The sequence below is a fragment of the Micromonospora sp. NPDC053740 genome, from assembly GCF_040677775.1.
In the GTDB taxonomy this organism is placed as follows: domain Bacteria; phylum Actinomycetota; class Actinomycetes; order Mycobacteriales; family Micromonosporaceae; genus Micromonospora; species Micromonospora alfalfae.
Window position 1 is genome coordinate 779,263 of the sequence record NZ_JBFASO010000001.1, and the last position, 26,787, is coordinate 806,049.

General features: G+C 69.2%; 26 protein-coding genes. 12 read left to right on the forward strand and 14 right to left on the reverse strand.

The window, feature by feature from the left end; all coding sequences use genetic code 11:
* Positions 1-58: 58 nt before the first annotated feature.
* The 3 genes from AB0K35_RS03485 to AB0K35_RS03495 all read right to left on the reverse strand — a co-directional run bounded on the left by AB0K35_RS03485 (position 59) and on the right by AB0K35_RS03495 (position 3,636).
* Positions 59-178, reverse strand: a complete 120-nt coding sequence (locus AB0K35_RS03485; protein ID WP_013734295.1) for a SapB/AmfS family lanthipeptide — start codon at positions 176-178, stop codon at positions 59-61.
* A gap of 5 nt (positions 179-183) precedes the next feature.
* Positions 184-2,781 carry a class III lanthionine synthetase LanKC gene (lanKC, locus tag AB0K35_RS03490; protein ID WP_363883470.1) on the reverse strand — a complete coding sequence of 866 codons (2,598 nt, stop codon included), beginning with the start codon at positions 2,779-2,781 and terminating at the stop codon, positions 184-186.
* Between the two features lie 327 nt (positions 2,782-3,108).
* Positions 3,109-3,636: a PadR family transcriptional regulator gene (locus AB0K35_RS03495; RefSeq protein WP_357360509.1), complete on the reverse strand. Its 528-nt coding sequence runs from the start codon at positions 3,634-3,636 to the stop codon at positions 3,109-3,111.
* Between the two features lie 62 nt (positions 3,637-3,698).
* Here AB0K35_RS03495 and AB0K35_RS03500 point away from each other — a divergent pair, with 62 nt between their 5' ends.
* The 3 genes from AB0K35_RS03500 to AB0K35_RS03510 all read left to right on the forward strand — a co-directional run bounded on the left by AB0K35_RS03500 (position 3,699) and on the right by AB0K35_RS03510 (position 6,267).
* The gene (locus AB0K35_RS03500) at positions 3,699-4,454 is read left to right on the forward strand and encodes an alpha/beta fold hydrolase (protein ID WP_357360511.1); all 756 of its coding nucleotides are present in this window, start codon (positions 3,699-3,701) and stop codon (positions 4,452-4,454) included.
* A gap of 360 nt (positions 4,455-4,814) precedes the next feature.
* Entirely contained in the window at positions 4,815-5,393 is a 579-nt protein-coding gene (locus AB0K35_RS03505; protein ID WP_363883473.1) for a hypothetical protein, read from the forward strand.
* A gap of 268 nt (positions 5,394-5,661) precedes the next feature.
* On the forward strand, positions 5,662-6,267 hold the full coding sequence (locus AB0K35_RS03510) for a lytic polysaccharide monooxygenase (protein WP_238667979.1): 606 nt from the start codon (positions 5,662-5,664) through the stop codon (positions 6,265-6,267).
* Positions 6,268-6,424: 157 nt separating this feature from the next.
* Here the strand turns inward: AB0K35_RS03510 and AB0K35_RS03515 are convergent, their stop codons facing one another.
* The 5 genes from AB0K35_RS03515 to AB0K35_RS03535 all read right to left on the reverse strand — a co-directional run bounded on the left by AB0K35_RS03515 (position 6,425) and on the right by AB0K35_RS03535 (position 10,095).
* On the reverse strand, positions 6,425-6,625 hold the full coding sequence (locus AB0K35_RS03515) for a hypothetical protein (RefSeq protein WP_238667980.1): 201 nt from the start codon (positions 6,623-6,625) through the stop codon (positions 6,425-6,427).
* A gap of 336 nt (positions 6,626-6,961) precedes the next feature.
* Complete coding sequence (locus tag AB0K35_RS03520; protein WP_363883476.1) at positions 6,962-7,885, reverse strand: serine hydrolase; 924 nt, start codon at positions 7,883-7,885, stop codon at positions 6,962-6,964.
* Positions 7,878-8,492, reverse strand: a complete 615-nt coding sequence (locus AB0K35_RS03525; RefSeq protein WP_238667982.1) for a hypothetical protein — start codon at positions 8,490-8,492, stop codon at positions 7,878-7,880. The genes AB0K35_RS03520 and AB0K35_RS03525 overlap by 8 nt, the downstream gene beginning before the upstream one ends.
* A gap of 231 nt (positions 8,493-8,723) precedes the next feature.
* Entirely contained in the window at positions 8,724-9,224 is a 501-nt protein-coding gene (locus AB0K35_RS03530) for a SigE family RNA polymerase sigma factor (RefSeq protein ID WP_363883478.1), read from the reverse strand.
* Positions 9,217-10,095 carry a hypothetical protein gene (locus AB0K35_RS03535; protein WP_363883480.1) on the reverse strand — a complete coding sequence of 293 codons (879 nt, stop codon included), beginning with the start codon at positions 10,093-10,095 and terminating at the stop codon, positions 9,217-9,219. The genes AB0K35_RS03530 and AB0K35_RS03535 overlap by 8 nt, the downstream gene beginning before the upstream one ends.
* Before the next feature lie 314 nt (positions 10,096-10,409).
* Between AB0K35_RS03535 and AB0K35_RS03540 the strand changes: the two genes are divergently transcribed.
* From AB0K35_RS03540 to AB0K35_RS03550, 3 genes are all read left to right on the forward strand, one after another.
* A complete protein-coding gene (locus AB0K35_RS03540; RefSeq protein ID WP_238667985.1) occupies positions 10,410-11,393 on the forward strand; it encodes a GNAT family N-acetyltransferase in 984 nt (327 codons plus the stop codon).
* A gap of 695 nt (positions 11,394-12,088) precedes the next feature.
* Positions 12,089-14,467: a non-reducing end alpha-L-arabinofuranosidase family hydrolase gene (locus AB0K35_RS03545; protein ID WP_363883482.1), complete on the forward strand. Its 2,379-nt coding sequence runs from the start codon at positions 12,089-12,091 to the stop codon at positions 14,465-14,467.
* Between the two features lie 83 nt (positions 14,468-14,550).
* On the forward strand, positions 14,551-15,954 hold the full coding sequence (locus tag AB0K35_RS03550; protein ID WP_238667987.1) for a ricin-type beta-trefoil lectin domain protein: 1,404 nt from the start codon (positions 14,551-14,553) through the stop codon (positions 15,952-15,954).
* A 114-nt stretch (positions 15,955-16,068) separates the two neighbouring features.
* On the opposite strand, the gene AB0K35_RS03555 is transcribed toward AB0K35_RS03550, so the two are convergent.
* Positions 16,069-16,554, reverse strand: a complete 486-nt coding sequence (locus AB0K35_RS03555) for a hypothetical protein (protein WP_363883484.1) — start codon at positions 16,552-16,554, stop codon at positions 16,069-16,071.
* The gene (locus tag AB0K35_RS03560; protein WP_363883486.1) at positions 16,551-16,865 is read right to left on the reverse strand and encodes a hypothetical protein; all 315 of its coding nucleotides are present in this window, start codon (positions 16,863-16,865) and stop codon (positions 16,551-16,553) included. Before AB0K35_RS03560 ends, AB0K35_RS03555 begins: the two co-directional genes overlap by 4 nt.
* A gap of 259 nt (positions 16,866-17,124) precedes the next feature.
* Here AB0K35_RS03560 and AB0K35_RS03565 point away from each other — a divergent pair, with 259 nt between their 5' ends.
* From AB0K35_RS03565 to AB0K35_RS03580, 4 genes are read left to right on the forward strand one after another with little or no spacing between them, the layout of a single operon-like run.
* A complete protein-coding gene (locus tag AB0K35_RS03565) occupies positions 17,125-18,576 on the forward strand; it encodes a PLP-dependent aminotransferase family protein (RefSeq protein WP_238667990.1) in 1,452 nt (483 codons plus the stop codon).
* Complete coding sequence (locus AB0K35_RS03570) at positions 18,564-18,968, forward strand: cupin domain-containing protein (protein ID WP_238667991.1); 405 nt, start codon at positions 18,564-18,566, stop codon at positions 18,966-18,968. Before AB0K35_RS03565 ends, AB0K35_RS03570 begins: the two co-directional genes overlap by 13 nt.
* 14 nt (positions 18,969-18,982) lie before the next feature.
* Entirely contained in the window at positions 18,983-19,798 is an 816-nt protein-coding gene (locus tag AB0K35_RS03575) for an NAD(P)-dependent oxidoreductase (protein ID WP_363883489.1), read from the forward strand.
* 47 nt (positions 19,799-19,845) lie between these two features.
* Positions 19,846-20,976 carry a hypothetical protein gene (locus AB0K35_RS03580; RefSeq protein ID WP_363883491.1) on the forward strand — a complete coding sequence of 377 codons (1,131 nt, stop codon included), beginning with the start codon at positions 19,846-19,848 and terminating at the stop codon, positions 20,974-20,976.
* On the opposite strand, the gene AB0K35_RS03585 is transcribed toward AB0K35_RS03580, so the two are convergent.
* Both AB0K35_RS03585 and AB0K35_RS03590 read right to left on the reverse strand, forming a co-directional pair.
* On the reverse strand, positions 20,941-21,825 hold the full coding sequence (locus AB0K35_RS03585; RefSeq protein WP_363883493.1) for a hypothetical protein: 885 nt from the start codon (positions 21,823-21,825) through the stop codon (positions 20,941-20,943). The two genes, AB0K35_RS03580 and AB0K35_RS03585, sit on opposite strands and share 36 nt — an antisense overlap.
* Positions 21,810-23,168, reverse strand: coding sequence for a hypothetical protein (locus tag AB0K35_RS03590; protein WP_363883495.1), 1,359 nt, complete (start codon positions 23,166-23,168; stop codon positions 21,810-21,812). Before AB0K35_RS03590 ends, AB0K35_RS03585 begins: the two co-directional genes overlap by 16 nt.
* Positions 23,169-23,391: 223 nt before the next feature.
* Here AB0K35_RS03590 and AB0K35_RS03595 point away from each other — a divergent pair, with 223 nt between their 5' ends.
* Both AB0K35_RS03595 and AB0K35_RS03600 read left to right on the forward strand, forming a co-directional pair.
* A complete protein-coding gene (locus tag AB0K35_RS03595; protein WP_363883497.1) occupies positions 23,392-24,300 on the forward strand; it encodes a GNAT family N-acetyltransferase in 909 nt (302 codons plus the stop codon).
* A complete protein-coding gene (locus AB0K35_RS03600; RefSeq protein ID WP_363883499.1) occupies positions 24,300-24,761 on the forward strand; it encodes a barstar family protein in 462 nt (153 codons plus the stop codon). The genes AB0K35_RS03595 and AB0K35_RS03600 overlap by 1 nt, the downstream gene beginning before the upstream one ends.
* Positions 24,762-24,960: 199 nt before the next feature.
* Here AB0K35_RS03600 and AB0K35_RS03605 read toward each other — a convergent pair whose 3' ends face one another.
* Together AB0K35_RS03605 and AB0K35_RS03610 are read right to left on the reverse strand one after the other, a co-directional pair.
* Entirely contained in the window at positions 24,961-25,563 is a 603-nt protein-coding gene (locus AB0K35_RS03605) for a response regulator transcription factor (RefSeq protein ID WP_238667997.1), read from the reverse strand.
* Entirely contained in the window at positions 25,560-26,714 is a 1,155-nt protein-coding gene (locus tag AB0K35_RS03610; protein WP_238667998.1) for a histidine kinase, read from the reverse strand. The genes AB0K35_RS03605 and AB0K35_RS03610 overlap by 4 nt, the downstream gene beginning before the upstream one ends.
* Positions 26,715-26,787 lie beyond the last annotated feature (73 nt).

The window sequence follows — 26,787 nt, forward strand, 5'->3', positions numbered from 1 at the left end:
GTACGCGGTTGCCCTGGGTGGGCACGTCTACCCACCCAGGGCCCCACGTGTGCGTGGATCAGTTGCAGGTCGTGACGGAGAGCGAGCTGTCGCCGCAGAGCAGCAGGCTCGCCCGGCTACCGCCACCGGTGCGGTCGGCCGGAGCCATCTCCAGGCCCTGGAGGTCCAGAAGTGCCATGTCGTTCACCTCCCTTCCATCCGTTCGCCGAACTGGTCGCCCCCGCTGTCGCGAGGGAGTCTGTTCGCGCCCGGCAGGGGCGCGAGGAAGGGCAGCGCCGGCGGCTGGTCGTGCTGCGCGCTGGCCAGCGCGTACAGCACGCCGGCGGTGCCGGTGCCGAAGTCCATGGAGAGCCGCAGCAACTGCTCACCGGGGAATGCGGTCCCCTCCCGGTACGGCAGCGCGTGCCAGGCCAGCCGGTCCACCTGCGCGCGGAGTTCGCTGCGGTCGGCGTCGTCGGTCGAGGCGGCGAGGTAGGCGATGATGCCGGCCCGGCCGGTGAAGAGCCCGGACTGTGCGTAGAACGGTGAGCGCGCCGCGCGGCGGACCCCCGCGCTCGCCTCGGCGAACCGTTCGTCGGCACGGTGGCGCAGGTACTGGTCGAGGACCAGCCCGATACCGACACTGCCGTGGGCCAGATAGGGCATGGTGCGCCAGCCCTCATTGACCTCCAGGGCACCGTCCGGACGCAGCACACAGCGGCGCAGATCCTGACGCAGCGCCGTGGCGGCGTGCCCCAACAGTTCGGCGTCGCCGCTGAGCTCGTAGAGCCGCAACAGCATCAGCGCCGGTCCGGTCCGGCCGCGCAACAGCCCGGCGTACGGGTTACGTCCGCCGCTGACGTCCGGGCCCGGGTCGTCGGCGAGCTGCCCGATCACCCGTTCGGCGGCCCGCCACGCGGCCTCGCGCAGCGACACCTCCCCGGTGCGTGCGGCCAGCTCGGCCAGGTTGAGCGCGATCCCGGACAGTCCGCTGGCCAGGCTGTGGTCGAGCCCGTCCAGGGGTTCCCGCAGGCAGATGTCGAGAACGTCCAGCGCGTCCTGCCGGCGTCCGAGGTGCTCGAGTGCGTACGCGACACCGTGCAGCCCGTCGTAGAAGCCGCAGCGGGTGCCGGACGGGGGCGCTGTCGCCCGCCGCACCAGCCAGTCCTCGTGGTCGGGCCACCGTCCGGCGCCGCTCTTGTCGAGCGCGTACAGCACTCCCGCCGCCCCGTGGGCGAGGTTGAGGCCGCCGCTGCGGAACTGCTCGATGTCACCGGGAAAGAGCCGGTCGTCGCGCTCGGGGGTGGCGCTGGCCACGATCGCCGTCGTCAGTCGGTCCCGCGTGGTGCGCCAGTCATCCGCGTCGAGAGCCCTTTGCGGGTCCGCGGCGACGCGCGGCTCACCGGTGATCTCCTCGACCGCCGGATCGAGGAAGGACCTCGGCACCGGGAAGTTCGCGGCGATGATGTCGGCCAGGTGAGTGACCTTCGCCGGGGCGAGCCGGACCAGCTGGGTCAGTGGCAGGAACAGCGCCAGCCGCAGGCACGCCAGGGCGTACCGGTCGACCGCCGGCCCGCTGCGGTCCCTCGGTGCCGCGAAGCCCTGGTTGCGCAGCCCGGGTCGGCGGTGCCCGGCGATCGGGGCGGCCACCTCGAAGTCCACCAGGGCGACCCGGTCGTCCGGCCGGATCATGATGTTGAACAGGTGCAGGTCCCCGTAGACCAGGCCGCGGTCGTGGATCGCCGTCACGACGGATTCGACCTGCTCGTAGGTCTGGCGGGCCCACTGGGCGTACGCCGCCCGGTCGTCGTCTGTCGCGTCGGCGTCGATCAGCGGGTACCTGTCGACCAGCACCTTGTTCAGCGGTCGGCCCTCGATGAACTCGAGCGCGAGGAACCGGTGCTCGCCGAGGGCGAACTCGTCGTGTACCCGGGGCACCTGCGGAAGGTCGGCGAGTTGCCGTAGGGCCTGCGCCTCGCGGGCCAGCCGGGCGACGGCGTCGGTGCCGTCGGCGTCCAGGCCGGCGTGCGGTCGGGCCTCCTTCAGCACCACCTCGGTGTCGGTACGCAGGTCCCTGCCCACGTACAGGCCGCCGCCGTTCGAGAAGTGGATCACCCGCTCGATCCGGTACGGCACCTCGTTGGTGCTGGTGTCGTTGCGGGCGGCGAGGTGCGGGCCGAGGAAGTCGGGCAGGGTGACCCAGGACGGCACGTGGAAGACGGGCTCCCGGCGGTCCGGCACCAGCGTGCCGGAGTCGTCCTCGATCGCCGGCACCACCTGGCCGTCGGCTGAGTGGCAGTAGCGGGCGGCGAAGCCGCCGTAGCGCACGTAGACCGGGCCGGTGCCGTAGCGGAGATCACTGAGGATGTACGGCCCGGTCTCGCCGGTGAGCAGTTCGTCGAGTTCCTTGCAGGCCAGCTCCAGCTCCGCGTCGTCGCGCGGATAGACAGTGATGAACTTGCCGCTGGCGGCCCGGGCGGCGTACTTGGAATTGCGCAGCAGCAGCGTGCGTGGCCCGCGCAGGAACTTGAAGGACAGGCCGCGGGGGACGCAGTAGTTCCAGACCGCGTCCAGCACCCGCTCGGCGTTCGCCAGACCGGCCGACACGTGGATCTTCCAGCCCTGCTGCGGCAGCGAACCGCCGTCGGGGCCGTAGATCAGCCAGTCGTCGAGGGGCTCGCGGCGCCAGCCGGTCGGCGTCGGCCGTTCGGCGGCCGGGAAGACGGGCTGGGCGACGGCGCTGCCGAGCGAGTCGTAGAACAGCCGATCCGCGGCGCAGTAGCTGTCGTAGCGTTCGTCCACCGTCTCGCCGCCCCTCGAACTCGGCCGGCTGTTGTTCCGGCGTTGAATCGAGTCTCATCGACGGGACGTGGTGGGCTCCAGTGCGCTTAGTCATCACCTTCGATGCGAGGCGCACAGGTACTCATGACATTAGTCAGGGCCGCGCACCGTAAACGGCGGCGCCCATCGGCTTGTCGACTCGTCGGGCGGGCGGACGTCGCCGACGGAGCGGGCGATGGGCTCGTGCTGAGCCCACTCGTATGTCACGTCGCTCAACTGGGCAACTCGCAGGATCGCGATTTCGCGGAGCAGTGGGTCGAGGGCCAGGTCCTTGAGCGATGGCGGTGGTCATCGGGCGAGCGATGTCAGCATTTCCCGCAGCCAGGCAATCTCCGTGCGGCTGGTGGCGGTGGCGATGCGGAACAGTCCTCGGCGAAAGGGGTCGTCGGGGAAGTCGTTGGCGCGTAGTGGCCGGTCGCCGTCCCAGAAGAAGCTTGCCGGCTGGGTGAGGAAAGTCAGCCGCCGGCGCAGCACGGCCCCCTGGGCCGCCGGGTCGTCGAGGTGGCGCAGGAAGGCCAGCAGCGTGAACCAGCGGTTCTCGTCGGTGATGAACAGCTCGTCGGGTGCGCGGAGCTGACGCAGCAACTCCGCCTGCCCGGCCGGGCTCAGGGTCAGCACGTGCCGTGGTGCCGCCATCTGTCCAGCCTGCACGTCACGGCGCAGCAGGCCCGCACGTTCCATGCGCTTGATCGTCGGATACAGCGTCCCGTCCGCGATCGGCCGGACGTGGCCGGTGAGTGCGGCCACGCGCCTGCGCAGCTCGTAGCCGTGCAGCGGGGCGTCGGCCAGGAAGCCCATTATCGCGAACTCCAACACCGTGTTAGCTTACCTCGGCCAAGAGATACCTCGAACACGAGGTATGGGTCAGGAGGTATGTGATGCGCGGCGCCCAGGTTCGACCAGATGGCACGACGATCCGCTGGGTGGAACTCCCCGGCACCGAACCCACCCGGGTCTACCTGCACGGGCTCGGCGCCTCCTCACCGGCGTACTACGCGGCGGTGGCCACGAACCCCACCCTCGCCGGACGACGCAGCCTGCTGATGGATCTGCTCGGGCACGGCATCAGCGACCGGCCGGTCGACGCCTCGTACACCCTTGAGGAGCACGCCGACCTCCTCGCTACCGCGTTGACAGCAGCCAAGGTCAGCGCCGCGCAGGTGATCGCACACAGCATGGGCGGCGCCGTCGCCATCGTCCTGGCGTCGCGCCATCCGCACCTTGTCTCCGCACTGGTCCTCGTCGACGCCACCCTCGACCCGCAGCCGCCGGGCGAGGGCATCGGCGCCCGCTACACGGAGGAGCAGTTCGTCCACGGCGGCGGCCGGTCCGAGACCCTCACCCGGGTCGGCCCGGCCTGGGCGGCGACGATGCGGCTCACCGGCCCGGAGGCGCTTTACCGCACTGCGGTCCACCTCGGCCGCGCCACCACCCCCACCATGCGTGAGCTGCTGGTCGACCTGCCCGTACCGCGCACATACCTCCATCCGGCCGACAACGAGCCGAGAGGCGCGCGCGCCCTGACCGATGCCGGCGTCCGGGTGGTCGCCGTACCAGAGGCTGGCCACAACATCATGCTGGACAACCCCGATGGCTTCGTCGCGGCCACAGAGGCGGCATTGCGGGGGCGGTGATCCTCAACCACTGGAGCGGGTGACCGGGCCGAATTCACGCTGATGCCCGTCGATGTTGCCAAAGCCGATCCAGACGTGCTGGAATGGCTCATATCGCCGCAGCGCGGGGGCAACCGCGCTGGGAACGGCCAGCACGGGAGCATCGCAGCGCCGGCAGCGCGCCGCCCTGGCGGACGCGCGCCTGGCGAATCGCCGGGCCATCTCCACGACGGCGGGCACCTTGCCGGGCAATCATTCTCGCCCGCCGTAGGTAACCCCCGGCACGTGTCCCCGACGGCTGACGCGCTCGACGCCTGACCCGCCGGGGGCGTCCGATTCGGCCTGCCAGCACCAGAACCGGCGACGAGGTGAGAAGCAACAATGATTTCCCGAGAGACTTTCGCGGGTTGGTACCGGAACCGCTTCGTGTGGGTAGCGGTGATTTTGCTGGTGGTGTCGGCCGGCACTGTCGTACTGGTCAACCGGGCCGGCCCGGAGGCGAAGCCGGCGGATCTGCAGTCGCAGATCATCGCCCGGATGCGTACCACGCTCGAACAGGCGGACCCGGGGCAGCACAACCACGCCGGACACGGTGCCCAGCAGGCGGCCAGCACGGCGAAGCCGGCGGTGATCTGCGGGGTCCGCGTCTACGGCTACGAGCCGACCGAGGCCACGGCGCTCGCCGACGTGCAGACGGCCTACGGCTTCCACCTCTGCGGGGTGGCCGAACAGAAGCGCCCCTGGGACGTGGCGGTCAAACTGGCCGGTCCCGTGATCATGGACATGTCCACCGAGCCTCCGGGCATCCAGGTGGTCGAGGCGACCGCCGAGGTCATGTTCACCGACCGGGTGCGGCAGATGCTCCCGCCCAAGTACGCGGATCTGGCGCTCAAGGAGGCGCTGTCCGAGTCGGAGATGGCCGACCAGCGCCGCCGATACGACGCCGCAGCCGGCCTGTGACCATGCCGGGCAGCCGGTGGCGTGGTCATCGCCCCACCCTGATCCGAACCGGGGCGGCTGCGGACAGCCCGGTCAGCTCGATCCACATCCGACCATAGATAGATAACGGTTGATATTTACACCGATAGATGCAACAGTTGGTTTGGGAGCGTTCCCATTCTGATCTGTAGTCCCGATGAGCGGAGGATGAACAGTGCGTTCACTCAAGTCCGATCGATCCGGCGGACGATCCCGGTCACCAGTCCGTCGGTCGCTGCGAGCATTCGTCATGGTGTTCGCCATCGTGGCCGGCATGCTGCCCTTCACCGGGGCAGCCCAGGCCCATGGCACCATCATCAACCCGATGAGTCGCGCCTATCAGTGCTGGAAGACCTGGGGCAACCAGCACATGAACCCCGCCATGCAGACGCAGGACCCCATGTGTTGGCAGGCGTTCCAGGCCAACCCCGACACCATGTGGAACTGGATGAGCCAGCTGCGCGACGGCCTCGGCGGTCAGTACCAGGCTCGTACCCCGGACGGGCAGCTGTGCAGCAACGCCCTGTCCAGGAACGACAGCGTGAACCAGCCCGGGGCGTGGAAGACGACCACCGTCAGCCGCAACCTCACGGTCCAGCTGTACGACCAGGCCAGCCACGGCGCTGACTACTTCCAGGTCTACGTCACCAAGCAGGGGTTCAACCCATCCACCCAGAAACTCGGGTGGGGCAACCTCGACCTGATCACGACGACGGGGCGCTACGCGCCGGCGCAGAACATCTCGTTCAACGTCTCGCTTCCGTCGCGCAGCGGGAACCACATCCTGTTCGTGCTCTGGAGGGCGTCGCACCTGGACCAGACCTACATGTGGTGCAGCGACATCAACGTCACCTGATCCGTACGACCGACAGCTAGAGAATCGATCCGGCTCAGGGCGTTGGCGCCCTGAGCCGGATCGCTGTGCCGGTCCTGGCCTCATCCGCACCCCCGCGCACTCGTCCACCCTCCGGTTTCCGCCGCGATGTCGACCGGTGTGACCGGCCACCGCCGCGTCAGTCGAGGCGGATGCTCGCGAGGGCCAGTCGTTGGAGAGGTTCGGTCTGGTGCCACTGGCTGTCCTGAGTGATCCGGGACAGGCTGTAAGCGCGGGTCCTGCGCTCGTTGACCAGCAGCCGGCGGGCGTGCAGCCGCACACCGCCGGCCTGGTCGCAGGTGTACTCCCGGGTTGGACGGATCGGTCGGCACGGCCGCACAGCCTGAGCCGAACTGACCCGACATCATCATCGACGGCGAGGCAGAGGCCATCGGCGCGCTCGCCGACGTACTCGGCGTGCCACTGGCGGTGTCCTCGCCGTCAGTACCGCCGCAGGCGGAAAGGGCCAGCACGGCGATCACGCCGACCGTGGCAGACAGGCGCCGCTTCATACGAACTCCTCAGATGCTTGTACTCGATTGCTGCTGTCATGAGGCATTCGAGGCCGACCCGCAGACGGATGGGTACAAGATCGGGAATTGTTTGTCGCCGACGATGACGAGCGCCCGGCCGGGCAAGTCGACCGACCCACTGTGGGCCTCAGCGGACGCGGGGCCTACCCCTGCGACAGCCCGTCGTGCGCAGTGGCGGCGCGCAGCTCCGTCAGTACGTACGTGGCGGCCCTCTCGACGACGCGGATGCCCTCTTTCCGGCTCACGTGATGGTCGGAGAGCACGGCGATCAGCCAGTCATGACGGGCCTCGGCGATCCGTCCGATGCTGTTGACCAGCCAGCGGCCGCCGTCGACATCGGCGGTGTCCCAGCCGTTCTTGACGTAGTCGGAACGACTGCCCGGCTCCCGTGCGGCGGGGACCCCCCATCGCTGCTCGGGGATCACCTTCTTCATCAGGCCCATGATGAAGGTACGGTCCTGCGGGGTCAGCGGTCCCGTCGGTGACGTCACCGCCGTCAGCAGGCGAAGCTGGTCGGCGACAGTGGTGGTGGTGAGTCCCCAGTGCGAGTTGGGCTTGGTCTCGCGCAGACCGAGCGCGCGGTTCGCGGCGTTGAGGCCGCGCGAGCCCCCGATCCGCTGCCACAGGGCGACGGCCGCATCGTTGTCACTGGACACGATCATGGCCTCGGCCAACCGCCGGGTGTCAGTTCCCAGGGCCTTGCCCGGCGGGTTCTGGCGCAGCAGCAGAGCCGCGAGGATGTTGACCTTGACGATGCTCGCGGTCTCGAACCGTTTGGCACCGACAGTCACCTCAGCCGTTCCCAGTCGGTCCACAGCCGCGACCGCCAGATGGCCGTCGTACCGCTCCACGTAGGCAGTGATGCGCGTTCTCGCCTGGCCGATCCAGTCGATGGCCGGCGTCGTGGGGATCGGACTGGCAGGGGAGGAACCGAGCGATGGCCCGCCTCCCCCTCCGTCGCCGTCGCGGGTGGCACCGAAGGCGGCCGTCGCAGCGCCGGCCAGCGACATCGTGACCGCGGAGATGACCCAGCGTCGCGGCAGCTGCCGCCCTTTCCGCTCAGCCAAGGCGGGCCACCGCCCTCGCGGCGATCGAGTCCACCACGGCCCGGCTGCCCGGATCGGGCAGGCGGACCGTAGAGACCGTCTCGCCTCGCTTCACCATCACGAAGTACGTGATGGTGTTCGGGGTGTCCGCATGCGCGATACGACCTCGAACGAGCATCCCGGTGCCCTCCAGATAATGCGGGTCGACGACGTCGAACGAGACATGCGATCCGAGGACCGGGTAGCTCGCGCACCGCAGAAGGACCCGACGGACGTCATCGACGTTCCGCTCGGCCCAACCAGGTTCGTACGTCTCCACGACGTGGTGGGCCGGCGAGGAGCCGTCAGACAGCCGGTAGTAGCGCTCCACGGCGGCGCGCCGATGCGACTTGGCCAGGTAGTCTTTGCTCCGATAGTTGGGGCAGCTGTCCTGCTCCCACGGCCAGGACGCCAGACCGGTTCGCGCGTCGTCCTCATGCCACTCCGCTCCCAGCTCGCCCGCCCCCAGCAGCGGGCTCGGATCGCCCCGTTCCGCGTTCACGGTGTGCGGCTCGTCGGGGCCGACAGCGGACTCCCCCCGTTGGCACCCCGCGGCCATCACCATCAACGCCGACACGACCACCGGCACGACCGCGACCGAACGTCGGCCTCTGCCGCGAACCCGGCCTCGGCTCGTCCTGCTGCTCGATACGGACACCGAAAAACCTCCCCAAACACAGGTACTTGCCACCGCAGGTGGCGCTTCAGGCGACGACGCCTGGCGGCACGTTCGTCGCTGCCGCAGCACCGACGCTGCGGTTGCCGGCCGCCGGTCCGACACCATCGGGACCCGCCACACCCTGGCGGCGGACGGAACCGGTCAATGGCGTTCCTCGGCGAACAGCTCGGAACGGGTCGCGCCGAGCAACTCACGCAGGCGGTTGAGGGAGCGCATGCTCTGGCTCTTGACGACGGCTGTGGAGACGCCCACAACCTCGGCGGTTGTCTCCACGCTCAGGTCGTCCCAGTAGCGCAGGACGATGATCGCCCGGTCCCGCAACGGCAGGGTGGCGACCGCGTCCAGCAACGTCATGCGCAGCTCGGCCGGATGTTCCTCGCTCCGCTCCGGCGGCGCCGACATCGCCAACTCACGGCTGGAGCGACGCCGCTGCTGGTCGATCATGCACCGCAGCAGTATCTTGCGGGCGTACGCGTGGGGGTCGTCGGCCCGGCGGACCCGCCTCCAGTTGGCGTACACCTTGGCCAGCGTCGTCTGCGTGAGGTCCTGGGCGAGATGCCAGTCGCGGCACATCAGGAACGCCGCGTCGCGCAACCGGCCGGCGGTCGCCTGCGCGAACTCCACGAAGTCCTCGTCAGCCATTCGACCGGGCCAGCTTCGGGAACCTCTTGGCACCGTTGCGGACGTACTCGGCCGGCAGTTTCGTCCCCCACATCGGGTTGGCGGCGATCGCGGTCGCCTCCTTCACGGAGAGGACGGGCGATGCCGGCGAGGTTCCCTTGGGGTCCCAGGCCAGACAGGTAGCGATCATCAGATCGACCTGGAGGCCAGCGCTGTGGTGCACGGTGACCGTCTGGCTCTCCAGGCAGTTGCCGGGTACTTCGGTCAGCTCCACCGTCCCCGGGACAGGATCGCCGCCGAGGCGGTCCCGGTAGATGGAGAGCCCCACCATTCCCGCTCCATCGCCTCGGTCCAGGTAGAGCTGGACGTACGGCATGCCGGAGCCGGCCCCCCGGCTCGGCAGACTTGCATAGCCGCCGGTCTTCCCCTGGGGCAGCAGCCGGGTCAGCAGTTCCAAGGCGCCCTGCGGCGTGGTCGTCAGCAGCTCGCCGTCCGGCCCCGGCCCCATCCTCACGGTGTCGATCACGGTGGTCGAGGGAGTCGGCGGGACCAGCCCTCCCGGTTCTTCGTCGGCGCCCTCCTCGAACCGGACCGGGGCGCCAGCCGAGGGCGCGGCCGGGGACGGCGAGGTGGTGTCGACCGACCCGCCCGGCAGACCCAGGTTCGGCCCCGCGGGCTGACCGGCATCATCCGCACCGACGCCGAGCGGCCCGGCGGCCAGGCCGATCACGAGCAGCATCGCCAACGCCGATCCGCCGGCGCCGAACTGCGCCAGGCGGCGTCGGTGACGAAGTCGGCGGCCCTGCACCACCGACTGTTGGACCAGGTCACCCAGTGGCGGGGCGGGATGTTGGGCCAGTTCGTCAGTGAAACGCCCACGCACATCGCCCATGTCCCTTGTTCCTCCTCGGCCGACCGCCCGCAGTGGTGATCCGTCATTGACCTGACGGGTTGGCCAGCCGATTTGGTTACCGAGTTTTGGCGCGAACTTCCAATCACCCGCGTCCGCGGAACATGGTGTTTTCAGTACGTGTGCGGCACCCTCCGTAGCGTCACGATCCGCAGGCCAAAGGCGTTGCTGCGGACGGTTCGAGCAGCTGAAGCTGCTGGCTGGCGCACGGTTGAGACACAACCCGTAGAGCGTCCTAGGAGGTTAGGGTGCTGGGGTTCCCCTTCATCGAACCAGTTCCATTAGGATGACCATCGATGAGGATCGCAGGTTGGAGTCGCGCCACATCAGCCGAGGCAGCAGCGCTGGCGGCGCTCTTTCAGCGCGCCGAGGCGGTCGCCCCCGTCGGCATGGAGCAGCGCGCTGAGGACGTCCGGAATCGACTGGCCACTCTCGGGCCGGACAGTGCCGGACGCACCCGAGTTGGCCGCGATGAGACCGGCAGCGTCGCCGCATACGGCGAGGTCGCCGACATGGGAACAGCGGACGACGTGCTCCGCATTCGCCTGACCAACGTGTTCCATCCCGACATCGCGGACGACGTCCGCGCCGAGCTGCACCGCTGGCTCATCGACCAGGCGAAGCAGTTACGCGACAACCGAGGATCAGCACAGGCCGTCCTCGGCATCCGGTGTGCCGAGAACGATCGGGCTGGCCGCGAGCTGCTGATCGGTGGCGGCTTCGCGCTGGTCCGGCACGAACGGGACCTCGTCCTGGCGGTGCCTGATGAGCCGCCGGCTCCCGCGCTGCCGCCCGGTCTGGTGCTGACGCCTGTCGAGGAGCGCTACGACGAACTGGCCCGGCTGGCCCACAATGAGGCCTACGCCGACAGCCCGGCAGCGGTTCGACCAGACCAGCGCACCTGGCCCCAGCACGCGACCGGACATCCGCGGTTCCTGCCCGACCTCTCCTGTCTGGTGCTCGCCGAGGCCGACCGAAGCGACAACCCGGTGGCCGGCTTCCTCTTCGCGCTCGCCGACGGCAGCACTGACACGCCGACAGCGCTTCTGCACTGTCTGGGCACCCGAGCAGCCTGGCGCCGCAGTGGCGTGGCCACGGCGATGATCTCGCGGGTCCTGCACCGTGCGCACTCAGCCGGCATCACACACCTACGACTCAAGGTCACCGACAGCAACCACCCCGCTCTGGCGCTCTACCGGAAACTGGGTTTTGTGGAGTCGGGGCAAGGGTTCGCGGTGCTGATGCGGCAGCTCACCCCCGAGGCCGACGAGCAGCCGTAGACCCGACGTTTCGTCGACTCGCGCTCGGCGCCGCGGCCACGCCGCGTCCTGCCACGAGGCGCTGGGCGCACGCGAGATGTTCCGGGCGTTACGCGCCACGGAACACCACCAGGCCGGCGACCGCCTGGAGCAGCGCCTTCCGCCAGTCCCACAGCGCCGTCCGCGCAGGCAACGGCGCGATGCCAGGCACCACCGCGTAACGCGCGTCGACCAGCCACGGTGCGGCAAGGCTCCAATCCTTCCGCCTGATCCGTAACAGGCCCGAAACTACCGGTTGAAAACTCTGGAATTTTCTGCCAGCCTGAGAGCCATCGACAAGTGTGAACGTTAACAAGATCCGTTAGCACTGGAGGCGCTCCACGCGACCGTCGGGCCCACCCACCTACCAGGTGACCACGTCCACCACCGAACGAGCCCAGCGCCCGCAACCACTCCCCCACGGGCGACCGGGCATGCCTGTCACCACCCCTATATCCGCTGGCCAGGTAGCCCGAGCCGACTCGCATCCGGGCGGACGCCTGACATGAGTCCCGCCCCCGCTCGGGCGCACTCACCATCGCGGCCGCCGCCATCCGAGCGGGGCCTCCCAATGGAACAGCGACAGGAATCCCCTACCCCACCACTGGAGGATCAGCATGGTTTCCCGGACCCGTCCCCTCGGGCGCACCCGACTACGAACACTCACTCTTTCCGGAATGGCCGCGATAATTCTGGCCCTGATCGTGTCGCTGCTGCCCAACCTGGCCCAGGCCGCCGAAACGACCCTCGGTGCCGCCGCGGCCCAGTCCGGCAGGTACTTCGGTGCCGCCGTCGCCGCGAACAAGCTCGGCGACAGCGCATACACGACGATCCTGAACCGCGAGTTCAACGCCGTCACTCCCGAAAACGAAATGAAGATCGACGCGACCGAGCCGCAGCAGAACAACTTCACCTTCGGCAACGCGGACCGGATCGTGAACCACGCCATCTCCCGGGGTTGGAAGGTCCGGGGGCACACCCTGGCCTGGTACTCACAGCAGCCGGGCTGGATGCAGAGCATGGAGGGCACCGCGCTGCGCAACGCGATGCTCAACCACATCAACCGGGTGGCGGGCTACTACAAGGGCAAGATCTACTCGTGGGACGTGGTGAACGAGGCGTTCGAGGACGGCAACAGCGGCGCCCGTCGTAACTCGAACCTGCAGCGCACCGGCAACGACTGGATCGAGGCGGCGTTCCGCGCCGCCGACACGGCAGACCCGGACGCGAAGCTCTGCTACAACGACTACAACACCGACAACTGGACCTGGGCCAAGACCCAGGCCGTGTACAACATGGTGCGCGACTTCAAGTCCCGTGGCGTGCCGATCGACTGCGTCGGGTTCCAGTCGCACTTCAACGCCAACTCGCCCTACAACAGCAACTACCGCACGACGCTGTCCAGCTTCGCCGCCCTCGGCGTGGACGTGCAGATCACCGAACTGGACATCGAGGGCTCCGGCACGACGCAGGCCAACACCTACCGCAGCGTGGTCAACGACTGCCTTGCCGTGGCTCGCTGCAACGGGCTCACCGTGTGGGGTGTGCGCGACTGCGACTCGTGGCGCTCCAGCGGCACTCCGCTGCTCTTCGACTGCAACGGCAACAAGAAGGCCGCCTACACGGCCGCCCTCGAAGCGCTGAACAGCGCGGGCCCCGGGACCACCCCCACGCCCACCACGCCGGGTCCGACTCCCACCGTGCCGCCGGGCTCCGCCAGTGAGATCGTCGGCACGCAGTCTGGCAGGTGTATCGACGTACCCAACGCCTCGACCACCAACGGCACCCGGGTCCAGCTCTACGACTGCAACAAGCAGACCAACCAGGCCTGGACCTACACCTCGGGCAAACAACTGCAGGTGTACGGCAGCATGTGCCTCGACGCGGCCGGCACCGGCAACGGCGCGGCAGTGCAGATCTACAGCTGCCACAGCCAGACCAACCAACAGTGGAACGTCAACTCCAACGGCACCATCAGCAACGTCCAGTCCGGACGATGCCTGGACGCCTGGAGCACCGCCAACGGCGCCCAGATCCAGCTCTACGACTGCCACGGACAAACCAACCAGCAGTTCCGGCTCGCCGCCGTCGGCGGCGGCACCCAGACGCCCACGCCGACGCCCACCACGCCCCCGCCGACCGGCGACACGTGTGACCTTCCCTCGTCGTACCGCTGGTCGTCGACCGGCGCGCTGGCGCAGCCGAGGTCGGGGTGGGTGTCGCTGAAGGACTTCACCGTCGCCCCGTACAACGGCCAGCAGCTTGTCTACGCCACCACGCACGACACCGGCACCACGTGGGGCTCGATGAACTTCGGTCTCTTCAGCAACTACTCGCAGATGGGCTCGGCCAGCCAGAACGCGATGAACTCGGCGACCGTCGCGCCGTCGCTGTTCTACTTCGCCCCGCGCAACATCTGGGTCCTGGCCTATCAGTGGGGCGGCACGGCCTTCTCGTACCGGACCTCGAGTGACCCGACCAACCCGAACGGGTGGTCGTCGGCCCAGACGCTGTTCACCGGCAGCATCTCCAACTCCTCGACCGGTCCGATCGACCAGGCGATCATCGGCGACGACCAGAACATGTACCTGTTCTTCGCCGGCGACAACGGTCGGATCTACCGGGCGAGCATGCCGATCGGTAACTTCCCGGGCAGCTTCGGCTCCAACTACACCACGATCATGACCGACACGACGAACAACCTGTTCGAGGCCGTTCAGGTCTACAAGCTCCAGGGCCTGAACAAGTACCTCATGATCGTCGAAGCGATCGGCGCGAACGGGCGTTACTTCCGCTCGTTCACGGCCACCAGTCTGGGTGGTTCGTGGACGCCGCAGGCCACGTCCGAGAGCAACCCGTTCGCGGGCAAGGCCAACAGCGGCGCGACCTGGACCAACGACATCAGCCACGGTGAGCTGCTGCGGACCAACGCGGACCAGACGATGACCGTCAACGCCTGCAACCTGCAACTGCTCTACCAGGGTCGTTCCCCCAGCTCCGGCGGCGACTACGGCCTCCTGCCGTACCGGCCGGGTCTGCTGACCCTGCAACGCTGACCATCGGACGACACCGGGGCGGGTGGGCTCGGCACACGACGAGCCCACCCGCCCCCCCGCTCCACCACCAGGAGGTACCGACAGTGCAAGGACCCGCGCACCACCCCCCGCCCTCGGGGAACACCCCCGCCGACCACGTGGCGCCCCGCATCCGTGGCCGGCTGGTCAAACTCGCTGCGGCCGGGATCGCCGCAGCGGTCGGCCTACTGACCGTCACCCTGGCCACCGGGTCGGCGTCGGCCGCCGACAACCCCTACCAGCGCGGCCCGGACCCCACCCGGACCAGCGTCACCGCGGTGAACGGCCCCTTCGCCAACACCTCGGTCAGCGTCCCGACCGGGTACGGCTTCAACGGCGGCCGGATCTACTACCCGACCGACACCAGCCAGGGCACCTTCGGTGCCATCGCGATCTCGCCGGGTTACACCGCGTTGTTCTCCGCCGAACTGGCCTGGATGGGGCCGTGGCTGGCGTCCCATGGCTTCGTCGTGATCGGCATCGAGACCAACAGCCGCAACGACTTCGACACGGCCCGCGGCACCCAGTTGCTCGCCGCACTGGACTACCTCACACAGCAGAGCCCCGTCCGCGACCGGGTCGACCCCAACCGGTTGGCTGTCGCCGGTCACTCGATGGGCGGCGGTGGCGCGCTGAGCGCGGCCACCCGACGCCCGTCGTTGAAGGCAGTGGTCGGCATCGCGCCCTACTCGCCGTCGTCGAACCTGGCCAACGACCGGGTGCCCACAATGATTTTCGCTGGGCAGGCGGACACGGTGGTCACCCCGTCCTACGCCACCGGCCTGTACAACAGCCTCCCGGCCACGACGGAGAGCGTCTACCTGGAGGTCGCCGGCGCGGATCATGGCTTCATGGTCGGACGGTCGAACCCGGTGATGGTCCGGACCATGCTGCCGTTCGTCAAGATGTTCATCGACAATGACGCCCGGTACAGCCAGTTCCTCTGCCCACTGCTGGACTCCAGCGGCGTGGTCACCTACCGCAGCACCTGCCCGTTGCTGCCCTCCACGCCGACCCCCACCGATCCACCGACCCCCACGGATCCGCCGACCCCCACCGATCCACCGACCGTCCCACCTGGCTCCGCCAGCGAGATCGTCGGCACGCAGTCCGGCCGGTGCATCGACGTACCCAACGCCTCGCGTAACAACGGCACCCGGGTCCAGCTCTACAACTGCAACAAGCAGACCAACCAGGCCTGGACCTACACCTCAGGCAAACAACTACAGGTGTACGGCAGCATGTGCCTCGACGCGGCCGGCACCGGCAACGGCGCAGCAGTGCAGATCTACAGCTGCCACAGCCAGACCAACCAACAGTGGAACGTCAACTCCAACGGCACCATCAGCAACGTCCAATCCGGACGATGCCTGGACGCCTGGAGCACCGCCAACGGCGCCCAGATCCAGCTCTACGACTGCCACGGACAAACCAACCAGCAGTTCCGGCTCGCCGCCCTCGCAGGTTGATCACGGCCGCCTCCGCTCGGCACCTCCTCGATGCTGTGCGGATCGACCAGCGGCAGGGCGGGATCCAGCACACCTGAAACGGGCGGGCCCGGCATCGCGCCGGGCCCGCCCGCATCACGTGGCCGGGGAGCGGCGACGCCTGGTGTCTCGGACGAGCGTCAGGGCAATGACGAGAAGGCCGAGCAGGGCGACGACGGCATTGGCGGTTGTCAGGAACACCTTCTCGCCAAGGGTGGCGTGGTGGAGGTGGGTCAGGTGGAAGAAGAAGTGGGGTATGGCGAAGGTGGAGAAGGCCGCCGCGGCGGGGATGGTGAAAGCGGCTCGAGGTGCGACAAACGCTATGCCGAGGACGACGGCCAGGCCGAGGGTAGCTCCGCCGAAGTCTCGCGCGTAGTGCTCGCTGAACGGCGGGGTGAGGGAGACGGTCGGGAAGTTGTTGTAGAAGCTTTCGGGGAAGGCCTGGTTCCAGAACCCGACAACGAGTTCGTCGAGGAAGAGGACGGCCAGGGCGATCCGGATCAACGCGGTCAGCGCGGTGTCCCGCCCGTCTGCTGACGCTGCCTGCGGCGCGGCGGGGCTGAGTGACCGGCCGTCGTTCATCGGGCCCGCCGGGCGTCGTGCTGCGCTGCCGGGCTGGCCAGCCACTGGCCCAGGGTCTGTCTGCCGCGCGGGCCCGGGCCGGTGGGCAGCAGGCCGTGTCCGGCCATGGCTCGACCGGTCGCTCCCGGAAGTCGGACGGGCAGGTAGTAACCCCAATTCACGCCGGTCAGCGCCTCGTCCAGCCCGGAACCGCGGATCAGGTCCACGCCTGCGGAGCGGGCGAGGATGACCGGCTCGTGGCCGGCAGCCCCTACGGCGTGGACGACGAGGCGTCCGACGCCGCCGGTCCCGCCAGCTACCCCGATACGCACTGAGTCACCTCCCGATCCGCCTTCCCCGAGACGCCGCGGGGGTGCGGCGCCCTGACCGGGCGCCGGGGTGAAAGAGAGGTCAACCGCGGTGATGTCACTGTTGGTTCTACCTCTCCGAGACTCCTCAGCTCGGCGAAAACCGCTCAGACCGCCCGAGCGGGTGGAGCCCGCAACTGTCGCTGCGGTGACCGGCGGCGGCCGGCACGTGAGTCGTCGCCGAACCTGCCGGCGCTGCTCGCACGGATGGGATCGTTACCGAGTGACGAAGTCGCTTGACCTGCATCTGGAGTTCGATCGGAGTGCGGGTTTCCCGGGTCGCTCGCTGGAGAGCGCGTTACGGGAGAGCATTCGGACAGGCCGGCTGCGGGCCGGGTCGCGCCTACCTGGGAGCCGGAGCCTGGCCGCCGACCTGGGCCTGGCCCGGGGCACTGTGGTGCAGGCGTACGCGCAACTGGTGGCGGAAGGATGGCTGCTGACGGCACCGGGCTCGGGAACCAGGGTCGCGGACGTACTCCATGATCCGCCCGACTCGCGCAGGCAACCGCGGCCGTCGCCCCCGGCCGGGCCATTGATCGAGTTGCGGCCGGGGATTCCCGACCTCGCGTCGTTCCCCCGGACGGCCTGGGCGGACAGTGTCCGCCGGGCGCTGACAACGGCTTCGCGCGGCACGCTGGACTACTCCGAGCCGACCGGGCTACCCGCATTGCGGGCGGCGGTGGCCGGATATCTCGCGCGCACTCGCGGAGTGCTCTGCGACCCGGACGCGGTGGTGATCACGGCGGGCTTCACCCAGGGCCTCTCCCTCCTGGCGCGAACGCTGCACCGGCGCGGCGTACGCGCCATCGCCACCGAGAACCCCGGTCTGGCCCATCACCGCATGGTGCTGCGCGCCGCGGGCCTGACAGTCACCCCGCTCACCGTCGGCCCCGGCGGGGCCGACCCGGACGACGCGGCGGGCCAGGCCGCGCTGCTCACCCCGGCGCACCAGCATCCGACCGGAGTCGTGCTCGCCCCACGCCACCGTTACCGGCTCATCGCATGGGCCCGGAAGCACGACGCGTTCCTGATCGAGGACGACTACGACGGCGAGTTCCGCTACGACCAGCGGCCGGTGGGCGCCATGCAGGCGCTGGCGCCCGAGCGGATCGTGTACGCCGGCAGCACGAGCAAGTCGCTGGCGCCGGGCGTCCGCCTGGGCTGGTTCGTCGTCCCCGAGCCACTGCGTCGTGAACTGACGACGACGATCGTGGAGGCCGGTGCCGCAGTCTCCGCGATCGACCAGCTCACCATGGCCGACCTGCTCACGCACGGCGACTACGACAGGCACATCCGCCGCATGCGCCTGACCTACCGGCGTCGCCGGACCGAGCTGGCCGGCCGCCTGGCCGAGGTGACCACCACTGCGCTGGAGGGCGTCGCTGCCGGCGTGCACGCGCTGCTACCGCTGGCCTCGGTGGCGGAGGAGCGCTGGCTGATCCAGGCCGGACGCCGCGAAGGGCTGCACCTGATCGGCCTGCACAGCAACGGCTACTGGCACGATCCCGCGGATGAGCGGCAGGCGGCCGCCCTGGTCCTCGGATACGCGGCGCCGCCGGCTCATGCCTGGCAGGAGGCGCTGTCCGGACTCTGCCAACTGGTCCATCAGACCCGCCGCCAACTGGTCCATCCTGTTGGTCCGGTCGGGGATACGTTCGATTCATGCAGACCATGAAGATCGGAAACAACGAGATCGTGCTGCTGGGCACGGCCATGCCGCCGGAGTTGCCGGAGGGCTCCCATGTGATGACAGCGACCATCGAACTGCCACCGGGCGACCCGGGCACGCCGCCACACCGGCACTCCGGCCCGGTCTTCGGCTACCTGCTCGAGGGCGAGATGATCTTTGAGCTGGAGGGTGAGCCCGAACGGGTGATCAAGGCCGGTGAGGCGTTCTGGGAGCCCGGCGGCGACGTCATCCACTACCGGTCCGCCAACAACCTGTCCGATCGGGTGACCAAATTCCTGGTCGTGATGGTGTGCGCGCCCGGTCAGGAAATGCTGGTGCTGGTGAGCCCCGAGGAGCTCGAACAGCGTAAGGACCGCCGCTCAACCCGGCCGAACTGACGGAGAGGCACGTCATGCGTATCGTTCTCGCCGGTTCGACGGGCGTCATCGGCCGCCGTCTCGAACCGATCCTGACCGCCCAGGGGCACGAGGTCATCGGGCTGGCTCGCAACGGCCCGGTCGCCGTCGACGTGCTCGACCGGGACGCGGTGGCGGCCGCCGTCCGCGAGGCCCGGCCCGATGTGGTCATGCACCAGCTGACCAGCCTGAGCACCGGCGACTTCGCCGCCAATTCGCGGCTGCGTCGGACCGGGACCCGCAACCTGGTCGACGCGGCGCTCGCCGTCGGGGTACGCCGGATCGTGGCACAGAGCATCTCCTGGGCGTACGAGCCGGGCGCCGAGCCGGCGACCGAGGAGACCCCGCTCGACCTCAGCGCCCCAGAGCCACGCCAGACCAGTGTGGCAGGTGCCGCGGCGCTCGAATCCGCCGTCCAGGAGGCGCCCGAGTGGGTCGTGCTGAGATACGGCACCCTCTACGGTCCGAGCACCTGGTACGCCCGCGACGGTCTGATGGCCCAGTTCGCCGCCGCCGGCAAGGTCCCCGCCGACGCGGACGTGAGTAGCCTGCTGCACATCGACGACGCCGTCGCCGCCGCGGTCGCGGCTCTGGAGTGGCCCGTCGGCGTCGTCAACGTCTGCGACGACGAGCCAGCCGCCGCCGCGCAGTGGGTGCCCGCGTTCTGCGTGGCCGCCGACGTGCCAGCGCCAGCGGTGACCGGGGGCGAGCGGCACGGCTGGGCGCGGGGAGCGAACAACAACCACGCCCGCACGCACCTTGGCTGGACCCCGGCCTATCCGTCCTGGCGGCAGGGATTCGCCACGGTGTGAGCCGTCCGCACATCTTGATCCTGTAGAGGCAACGGAGACGAAGAGTTATGTCGGATCACTCCAAACTGGCCGCGCTGAGCGACGACCATGCCCGCTTCGGGCTGGAGCGCGATGTCGTACGCGAATGGGAGGACGGCGCCCGCACCGACAATCGCGCCGGGTCGTACGAGTGGTGGTACTTCGACGCCCACCTCGACGACGGCGCGAAGGTGGTAGTGGTGTTCATGAACAAGGACCTCGGCGCGGCGGGAAGCCCGCTGTCGCCGCAACTCCGGGTCAACCTGGAACTGCCGGACGGGACGATGTCCAACAACACGATCGCGATCCCCGCGGCCGAGTGGTCGGCGGCGAGCGGGCGTACTGACGTCCGGATGGGGCCGGGCAACCGCTTCCAGGGCGAGAACCTGCGCGAGTACCGGATCCAGGCGACCGCCGGAGGGCTGCGGGTCGACTTCACGCTGACGACCGACGTCCCGGCCTGGCGTCCGGCCACCGGGCACATGCTGTTCGGCCCGGAGCGCGACCTCCAGTTCAACTGGCTGCCCTCGGTGCCCCAAGGAACAGTGCGGGGTTCGTACACGATCGACGGGGCGCGGCATGAGACGACCGGCGTCGGCTACCACGACCACAACTGGGGCAACGTCGGGCTGCCGAAAATCCTCAATGACTGGTACTGGGGGCGGGGGCAGGCCGGGCCGTACACGGTCATCGCGTCGTTCATCACCGCTGCCGAGAAGTACGGCTTCGCCGAGATCCCCATCTTCATGCTGGCCCGCGACGGCCGGATCATCGGCGACGATCCAGCGAAAATGACGTTCGAGCGGGACGGGGTCTACACCGACGCGAAGACCGGCAAGCCGGTCGCGGGGATCGTCCGCTACACGTACGTGGACGACGACGACACGTACGTGGTGACCTTCGACCGCAAGCGCGACCTGGTCCGCAACCCCCTCACCAGGGACCTGCCCTGGTTGAAGCGGGCAGCGGCCCGGTTGATCCGGTTCGACGGCGCCTACCTCCGCTTCGCCGGCCTGCTCACGATCGAGCACCACAAGGGCGGACACCTGGTTGAGGAGTTCACCGAGGACGCGATCTGGGAGCTCATGTACTTCGGGCGCGCCCGCGTCACCGCCGCGGATCCGTCAGTGCCCGGTCGCCGGGTCGCCCGGAAGCGGTAGTGGGTCCACCGGCTGGCGGAGGCGCTCGATCAACTCTTGGGCCGCCTCGGCGTACCGCTGCTCCGATCCGCGGGGCCGGTGTCCCTGGATCGGCGGCGGGACGCTGTCGCCAGGTAGCGGCACCACGTCGGCGGGATCCCGTAACCGGCGGTCCACCGTTGCCGCCGTCCTGCCGACGGTTACCGACGTGGTCGCCCGGTGGGCGGTGAATATCCAGCCGCCGATCGAGTCGGTGTCGCGCCACAGATTCACCCACCGCCAGTCCACGCGAGCGCCGATCTCGTGCAGCACCTCGTCGTCGACGAAGGCGGGGAACAGTCGCGCGTAGAGTCGGCTCAGTGGTGACCCATGGGTGAGCAGAGCGACTCGACTACTGACCTGGGGCGGTAACTGGAGCACTGTCGCGGCGGCCAGGACCGAGCCGTGGCTGTGTGCGGTGAGCAGCACGAGGTTGCCGCGTCCGACCAGGTACGTGATTCGTCGGGTCAACTCCGGCACGGCTCGTTCGGCGTAGCAGGGTGGCGCGAACGGGTGGGCGGCCCGGGGCCAGAACGTGCCCAGGTCCCACAGGACACCAACGTGGCGCCTGAATTCGACTGTCCGGTAGGCGAAGATTCCACCGATGGTCAGGCCGAGGATGATCGCGGCGATCCCCCAACTGCCGAACGCGATGGAGAAGGTGATCAGGTCGCCGGGCACCCGTGCGTACCGCTGCACGGACTCGCTCGGCAGCAAGTCCAGCAGACCGAGGGTGGTGGTGGCCGTGCCGATCCCGGCCAGGCAGGCGTAGACCACCGCCAACGGAACCAGTCTCTCGGTGAAGCGGGCCCTGGCTATCGCCTTCTGCACCTGCCGCAGTCGGGTCGCGGCTGCGGGCGGGCGGTCCGGGTAGTCGCAGGCGACAATCGCCGCAGCGGCACGAAGTCGACGGCGTCGCGAGATGAGGACGACCGGAACCGCAACCACCAGCGTGAACAGCACTGTCCGGAGAAAGCCGAAGATCGCCCAGGTGAACGCCGGCGGCAGACCGGAGGCCAGGCCCTCTCCGGTCGGCGCATCACGGTCCAGGAAATCCGCACCCGGTAGACCAACTCTGCGGACACCGCCACCGCCAGACTCACCGCGCTGGCCGCCATCACCAGGGCCCCAAGCCCGAGCAGCGGGATGGCGTCGCGCCGCCGAACCCGGCGCCAGAGCAGCACAGCGCCGAGGGCGGCCAGCAGGGCCGTCTGGGCAACGAACAGCGAGGTGAGAATTGCGCCGTAGCCGGGTAGCCCGCCCCCCTCGTGCCACGGCGCTGGGCTGACGAGGACGTGGGCCGTCACCACGATGGTCAGGGCCACGGCTACCGTCCGCACCGTGCGCGTGATTCGGTCCAGTCGCCGATCCGAGGCGGCCCGGTCGAGCAGCGCAGGCATGCAGAGCAGGACCAGGCAACTGGCCAGCACCGTCCCGGTGGCCACGGCCAACCCGATCGTGCTGGCCGAGGCGCCGTTCGCGGCTCGGGCGGCGAGCAGAGCGACGTCCAGTGTCGCGAACGCCGCCGCGACGTGAACCGAGCGCAGCCGACCCACCAGCGGCCCCGCGTCCCATTGACCGATCCCGCCGAGTCGATGCTCGGAGACCTCGTCCGCGGGAGCACGGAACGCGTCGAACATCCTTCCCGGCCGGGTGCCGGCCCGCCAGAGCACGCCGATAGCGGCGGCCGGAACCACAGCGAGGACCGCGAGGCGCAGGCCCACGGGTTGCCCACCCAACCAGGACATCCAGGTGCGCCCGGCCAGGCATCGTGGCGAGCCCATGCACTTCCACGCGATCACGTCCAGCGTGACGCCGACGAAGGCAAGCACATACAGCGCGGTGAGGGTGAGCGCCAGCAACCGGCACAGGGACCTGACCATCGCGTCGGAGCCAGGGCTCGCCGGTCGCATCCAGATCGCCAGGTTGGCCAGCATGAACGGCAGGAGGAACACCAACGTCAGTGTTCGGACCACGCTTCCGGCGGGCAGGTCACCCCAGCGGTACGCCTCCGTCACCCGTTCGCCGTTGCCGCACGAACATGGGCGGTGGGGTCGGTAGAAGCCCCCACTGCGGTCGCCCGCGACCTGCTCGACCTGCGCCACGTTCAACACCTGGGCGGCGCTCGCGCTGGCGGCCCCGTGTACCCGCAGCTCCACCACGTCATCGGACATCCCGGGCCCGCTTGACCGCGCTGACGCACCCGACATCGGCCCCTCCGAAGCGCCTTCGGTGGCCCAGCCGGGTGAACCCAGTCCCCGCGCCACTCGCGGCGGTGTACCCCGCCCGACCGGGACCAACCGTGGGCCCGCCATCACGGTTGGCTCAGCGTTCGCAGGTCCTCGGGCCGTACGAAATTCCCGTGTCGATGTGGTGGGCGGTGGCTAGCGTACGCGGATGAGCATTGTCCCGAGGACCGGACTGCGGCTGCGGTTCCTCAGCGATCCGGGTGAGTTCCTGGCCACTGCGGGCGGCTACCTGGGCGCCGATCCGGTCGTCAGCACGGTCGTGACCACCATCGCGCACCGGCTGTTGTCACAGCGGGCCGAGGGGATCCCGCAGCCCGACCGCAACTGGTGGCTGGTGGTCAGCGACGACTCCGGCACCGTTGTCGGTGCCGGGATGCGCTCGGCGCCGTATGCCCCCTATCCTCCATTCCTGCTGCCCATGCCCGACGAGGCGGCCGTTGCGCTGGCCCACGCGTTGCACGATCGCGGGGAGGAGGTCCTCGCGGTCAACGGGGCTCTGCCCACGGTCCACCTGTGCGCCACCGCGCTGGCCCGGCTCGGTGGGGGTGAGGTCCAGGTCTCCCGGCACACACGGCTGCACGCGCTCGGCGAGCTGACATGGCCGCCGCCGGTGCCTGGCGGCTTGGTGGCCGCGACCGAGAACGACGCGGGACTGGTCACGGAGTGGCTCGCCGCGTTCATCGGCGACGCCGACGAACAGGCGGGCCGCCCACGCGGTACGAGTGCGCACGAAGCGCTCGACCACGCTGAGGTGCTGCGTCGGCTCCACGCCGGACGGCTGTGGTTCTGGGTCGACGAGACCGGAGAGCCGGTGCACCTCACCGGTGCCAACCCACCGTCGTTCGGGGTGGCCCGCGTGGGCCCGGTGTACACACCGCCGGCCCAGCGGGGACGCGGTTGGGCCAGCAACGCGGTCGCGGAGGTTTCCCGCCGAATCCAGGCCGAGGGTGCGCGGGTCTGCCTGTTCACCGACCAGGCCAACCCGACGTCGAACAAGATCTACGCCGCCCTCGGCTACCGGCCGGTCGTCGACATGGCCAACCTGGTCATCGTGTGATGAGCAGGTGGGGGAACGGCTCCACCGATCAGGTCGTGGTCTGCTCGCGCAGTGCCCTGGTCGAGCTGGCGGCGGTGTTACCGGCAGCGGGCAGGTTCGTCGTCGCCCGGCTCGACGGAACGAGGATGACGGATGCGGACCACGCCTTCTACGAGTTCTCCGACGCGCTGTTCTTTCCGAGCTACTTCGGCTGGAACTGGGCCGCGCTGTCCGACTGTCTCCGCGATCTGAACTGGTTGCCCGCGGACGGGTATCTCATCGTTGTCGAGAACGCGCCCCGGGTGCTGTCGAGCAGTGCCGAGGATCGACACACGCTGTTCCAGATCCTGGTGCAGGCCGTTCATCACTGGGCCAGCCCGTTCGGCCAGCCAGAGTTCGCGGTGCTGCTGCTCTGTGACAGCGACAACGAGGCGACTCTGTTGCGGCAGGAGATCGCCCGTGCGGTCCACAAGATGCGGTGAGATCGTCGATACCCGCGACGTCGCCCGTCATCCGCTCATCGAACGCGCGAACGACGGTACGCCTCACCGAGACGGGTTCGCTGATCACCATCAGATCGAACCGTCCGGCCCGCTTCGGCGTCGACAGCGAAGGTCACCAACCGCGCGTCGGACCTCTCCGTCAACAGCCGGAACTGACGGTCGGCGACGGTGGACGCGTCTACAGCCAGTCGTGTTCGCGGGCGTAGCGGGCCGCTTCGTGGCGGGTCCGGGTCTGGGTCTTGCGCATCGCGTTGGAGAGGTAGTTGCGGACAGTGCCCGGTGCGAGGTGGAGCCGAGCGGCGATGTCGGCGACCGAGTAACCCTCGCCGGTGACCCGCAGGACGTCGGCTTCACGGTCGGTGAGAGGGCTGTCCTCGGTGACGGCGAGCACTGACACGTCCGGGTCGATCCAGCGTTTCCCCGAGTGCAGGGTGGCGATGACCGAGGTGATGTGGGCTGGCTCGGCGGACTTGCTGACGAAGCCCTGGACGCCGAGCTTCAGCGCCTTGCGCAGCACGCCGGGGCGGGCATGCCGGGTGAGCATGAGGATCACCTGCTCCGGTCGCTCGCGGCGGATCTCGGCGACCGCGCCCAGGCCGTCCACGCCCGGCATCTCCAGGTCGATGACGAGCACGTCGGGCCGGTGCCGCAGGGTGGCGGCGATCGCCGTCCGACCGTCCTGCGCCTCGGCGAGAACGGTGATGTCGCCCTCCATCGGCAGCAGCGCGGCCAGGGCCGTGCGCAGCAGCGCCTCGTCGTCGGCGAGCACGATGGTGGTCATCGGCCGTCCTTCCCGCTTACCGTCGGGGCCGCGTCGGCCCGAATGGGTGGGAAGACCGCGGCGGTCAGGAACCGCCCGTCCTTCTGTTCCACGGTCAGCTCACCTCCGTCGACCGCCACCCGTTGCCTCAGCGCCGCCAGTCCCCTGAGCTCAGGGGCCGTGGTGGCGGTCACGCCGTCGTTGACGATGGTGATGCCCGACGCGGTGAGCGTGATCTGCACCTGGGTGGCCTGCGCATGCCGCAGGATGTTGGTGGTCGTCTCCCGCAGCACCTGCCCGAGCAGTTCGTTGGCGCGGGCATCTACCTCGGCCTCCCGGGTCACCCGGACCCGGATGCCGGCAGCCTCGAACAGGTTCTTCGCGTTCTCGATCTCGGCGGTGAGGTTGAGTCGCCGTTGCGCGTAGGCGAGCTCCTTGGTCTGCGCGATGGTGTCGCTGACCAGCGTGTACGTCTCCCGCAGCTCCTTCTCCGCGCGAGCGGCGTCGCGGAGCAGCAGTCGCTGGGCCAGGGCTATCTTCAGCTTGACCACGTGCAGGGTGTGGCCCTGGATGTCGTGCAGGTCGCTGGCGAACCGTACGCGCTCCCGGACCACTGCCAGCTCCGCCTCGCGTTCCCGCGTCTGTTCGAGTTCCCGGATGAGGTCGTAGAACCGCTCGCCCACCACGGTGAAGACCGTCACGATGATGGTGAGGGCGGTCGGGATGAGAACGTAGGTGACCAGAACGTGACCGATGTCGTCAGGCTGCACCAGCAGCCGCGCCGCGCCGACGGCGGCGACGTAGGCGAACAGCCCGGCCATCACCAGCTTCCGGCGTCGTCGCACCTCGCGCAGGGCAAGCGAACCTACTGCGCAGAAGCCCCAGTAGGCGTTCGGGCTGCCTGTCACCAGGACCCCGAGCGGCCAGACCGCTGCCGCTACGACCAGGCAGGGCAGCGCGACCCTGGCGAGGTCGTTCGCCGTCCACCGTTCGAAGGCCACGACGCCCGCCACGGCCCCGGGCGCCAGGACGACGATGTGCCACCAGGTACGCGCGTCGGTGTAGAGCAGGACCGCCGCGGCGAACACCACCGGCGGCAGTGACGTCGCGAGGTTGAGCCGGCGCAGCCTTCCCTGCGTCGACTCGGTGAAGCGCGGCGATCTCGCGGTCACCACGCCAGTATCCGGCAGTCAGGGGCCCTGACCAGTGACACCACGTCACATGCGGTGATGACGTGGTGCCACT

Excerpts from the sequence above, each read along its gene's own strand:
- AB0K35_RS03600 (WP_363883499.1), top strand. The coding sequence starts at position 24,300 with ATGAGCAGGTGGGGGAACGGCTCCACCGATCAGGTCGTGGTCTGCTCG.
- AB0K35_RS03570 (WP_238667991.1), top strand. The coding sequence starts at position 18,564 with ATGCAGACCATGAAGATCGGAAACAACGAGATCGTGCTGCTGGGCACG.
- AB0K35_RS03505 (WP_363883473.1), top strand. The coding sequence starts at position 4,815 with ATGATTTCCCGAGAGACTTTCGCGGGTTGGTACCGGAACCGCTTCGTG.
- AB0K35_RS03530 (WP_363883478.1), bottom strand. The coding sequence starts at position 9,224 with ATGGCTGACGAGGACTTCGTGGAGTTCGCGCAGGCGACCGCCGGCCGG.
- AB0K35_RS03540 (WP_238667985.1), top strand. The coding sequence starts at position 10,410 with ATGAGGATCGCAGGTTGGAGTCGCGCCACATCAGCCGAGGCAGCAGCG.
- AB0K35_RS03535 (WP_363883480.1), bottom strand. The coding sequence starts at position 10,095 with ATGGGCGATGTGCGTGGGCGTTTCACTGACGAACTGGCCCAACATCCC.
- AB0K35_RS03485 (WP_013734295.1), bottom strand. The coding sequence starts at position 178 with ATGGCACTTCTGGACCTCCAGGGCCTGGAGATGGCTCCGGCCGACCGC.
- AB0K35_RS03555 (WP_363883484.1), bottom strand. The coding sequence starts at position 16,554 with ATGAACGACGGCCGGTCACTCAGCCCCGCCGCGCCGCAGGCAGCGTCA.
- AB0K35_RS03580 (WP_363883491.1), top strand. The coding sequence starts at position 19,846 with ATGTCGGATCACTCCAAACTGGCCGCGCTGAGCGACGACCATGCCCGC.
- AB0K35_RS03590 (WP_363883495.1), bottom strand. The coding sequence starts at position 23,168 with ATGTCCGATGACGTGGTGGAGCTGCGGGTACACGGGGCCGCCAGCGCG.
- AB0K35_RS03510 (WP_238667979.1), top strand. The coding sequence starts at position 5,662 with ATGGTGTTCGCCATCGTGGCCGGCATGCTGCCCTTCACCGGGGCAGCC.
- AB0K35_RS03545 (WP_363883482.1), top strand. The coding sequence starts at position 12,089 with ATGGCCGCGATAATTCTGGCCCTGATCGTGTCGCTGCTGCCCAACCTG.
- AB0K35_RS03595 (WP_363883497.1), top strand. The coding sequence starts at position 23,392 with ATGAGCATTGTCCCGAGGACCGGACTGCGGCTGCGGTTCCTCAGCGAT.
- AB0K35_RS03575 (WP_363883489.1), top strand. The coding sequence starts at position 18,983 with ATGCGTATCGTTCTCGCCGGTTCGACGGGCGTCATCGGCCGCCGTCTC.
- AB0K35_RS03605 (WP_238667997.1), bottom strand. The coding sequence starts at position 25,563 with ATGACCACCATCGTGCTCGCCGACGACGAGGCGCTGCTGCGCACGGCC.
- AB0K35_RS03500 (WP_357360511.1), top strand. The coding sequence starts at position 3,699 with ATGCGCGGCGCCCAGGTTCGACCAGATGGCACGACGATCCGCTGGGTG.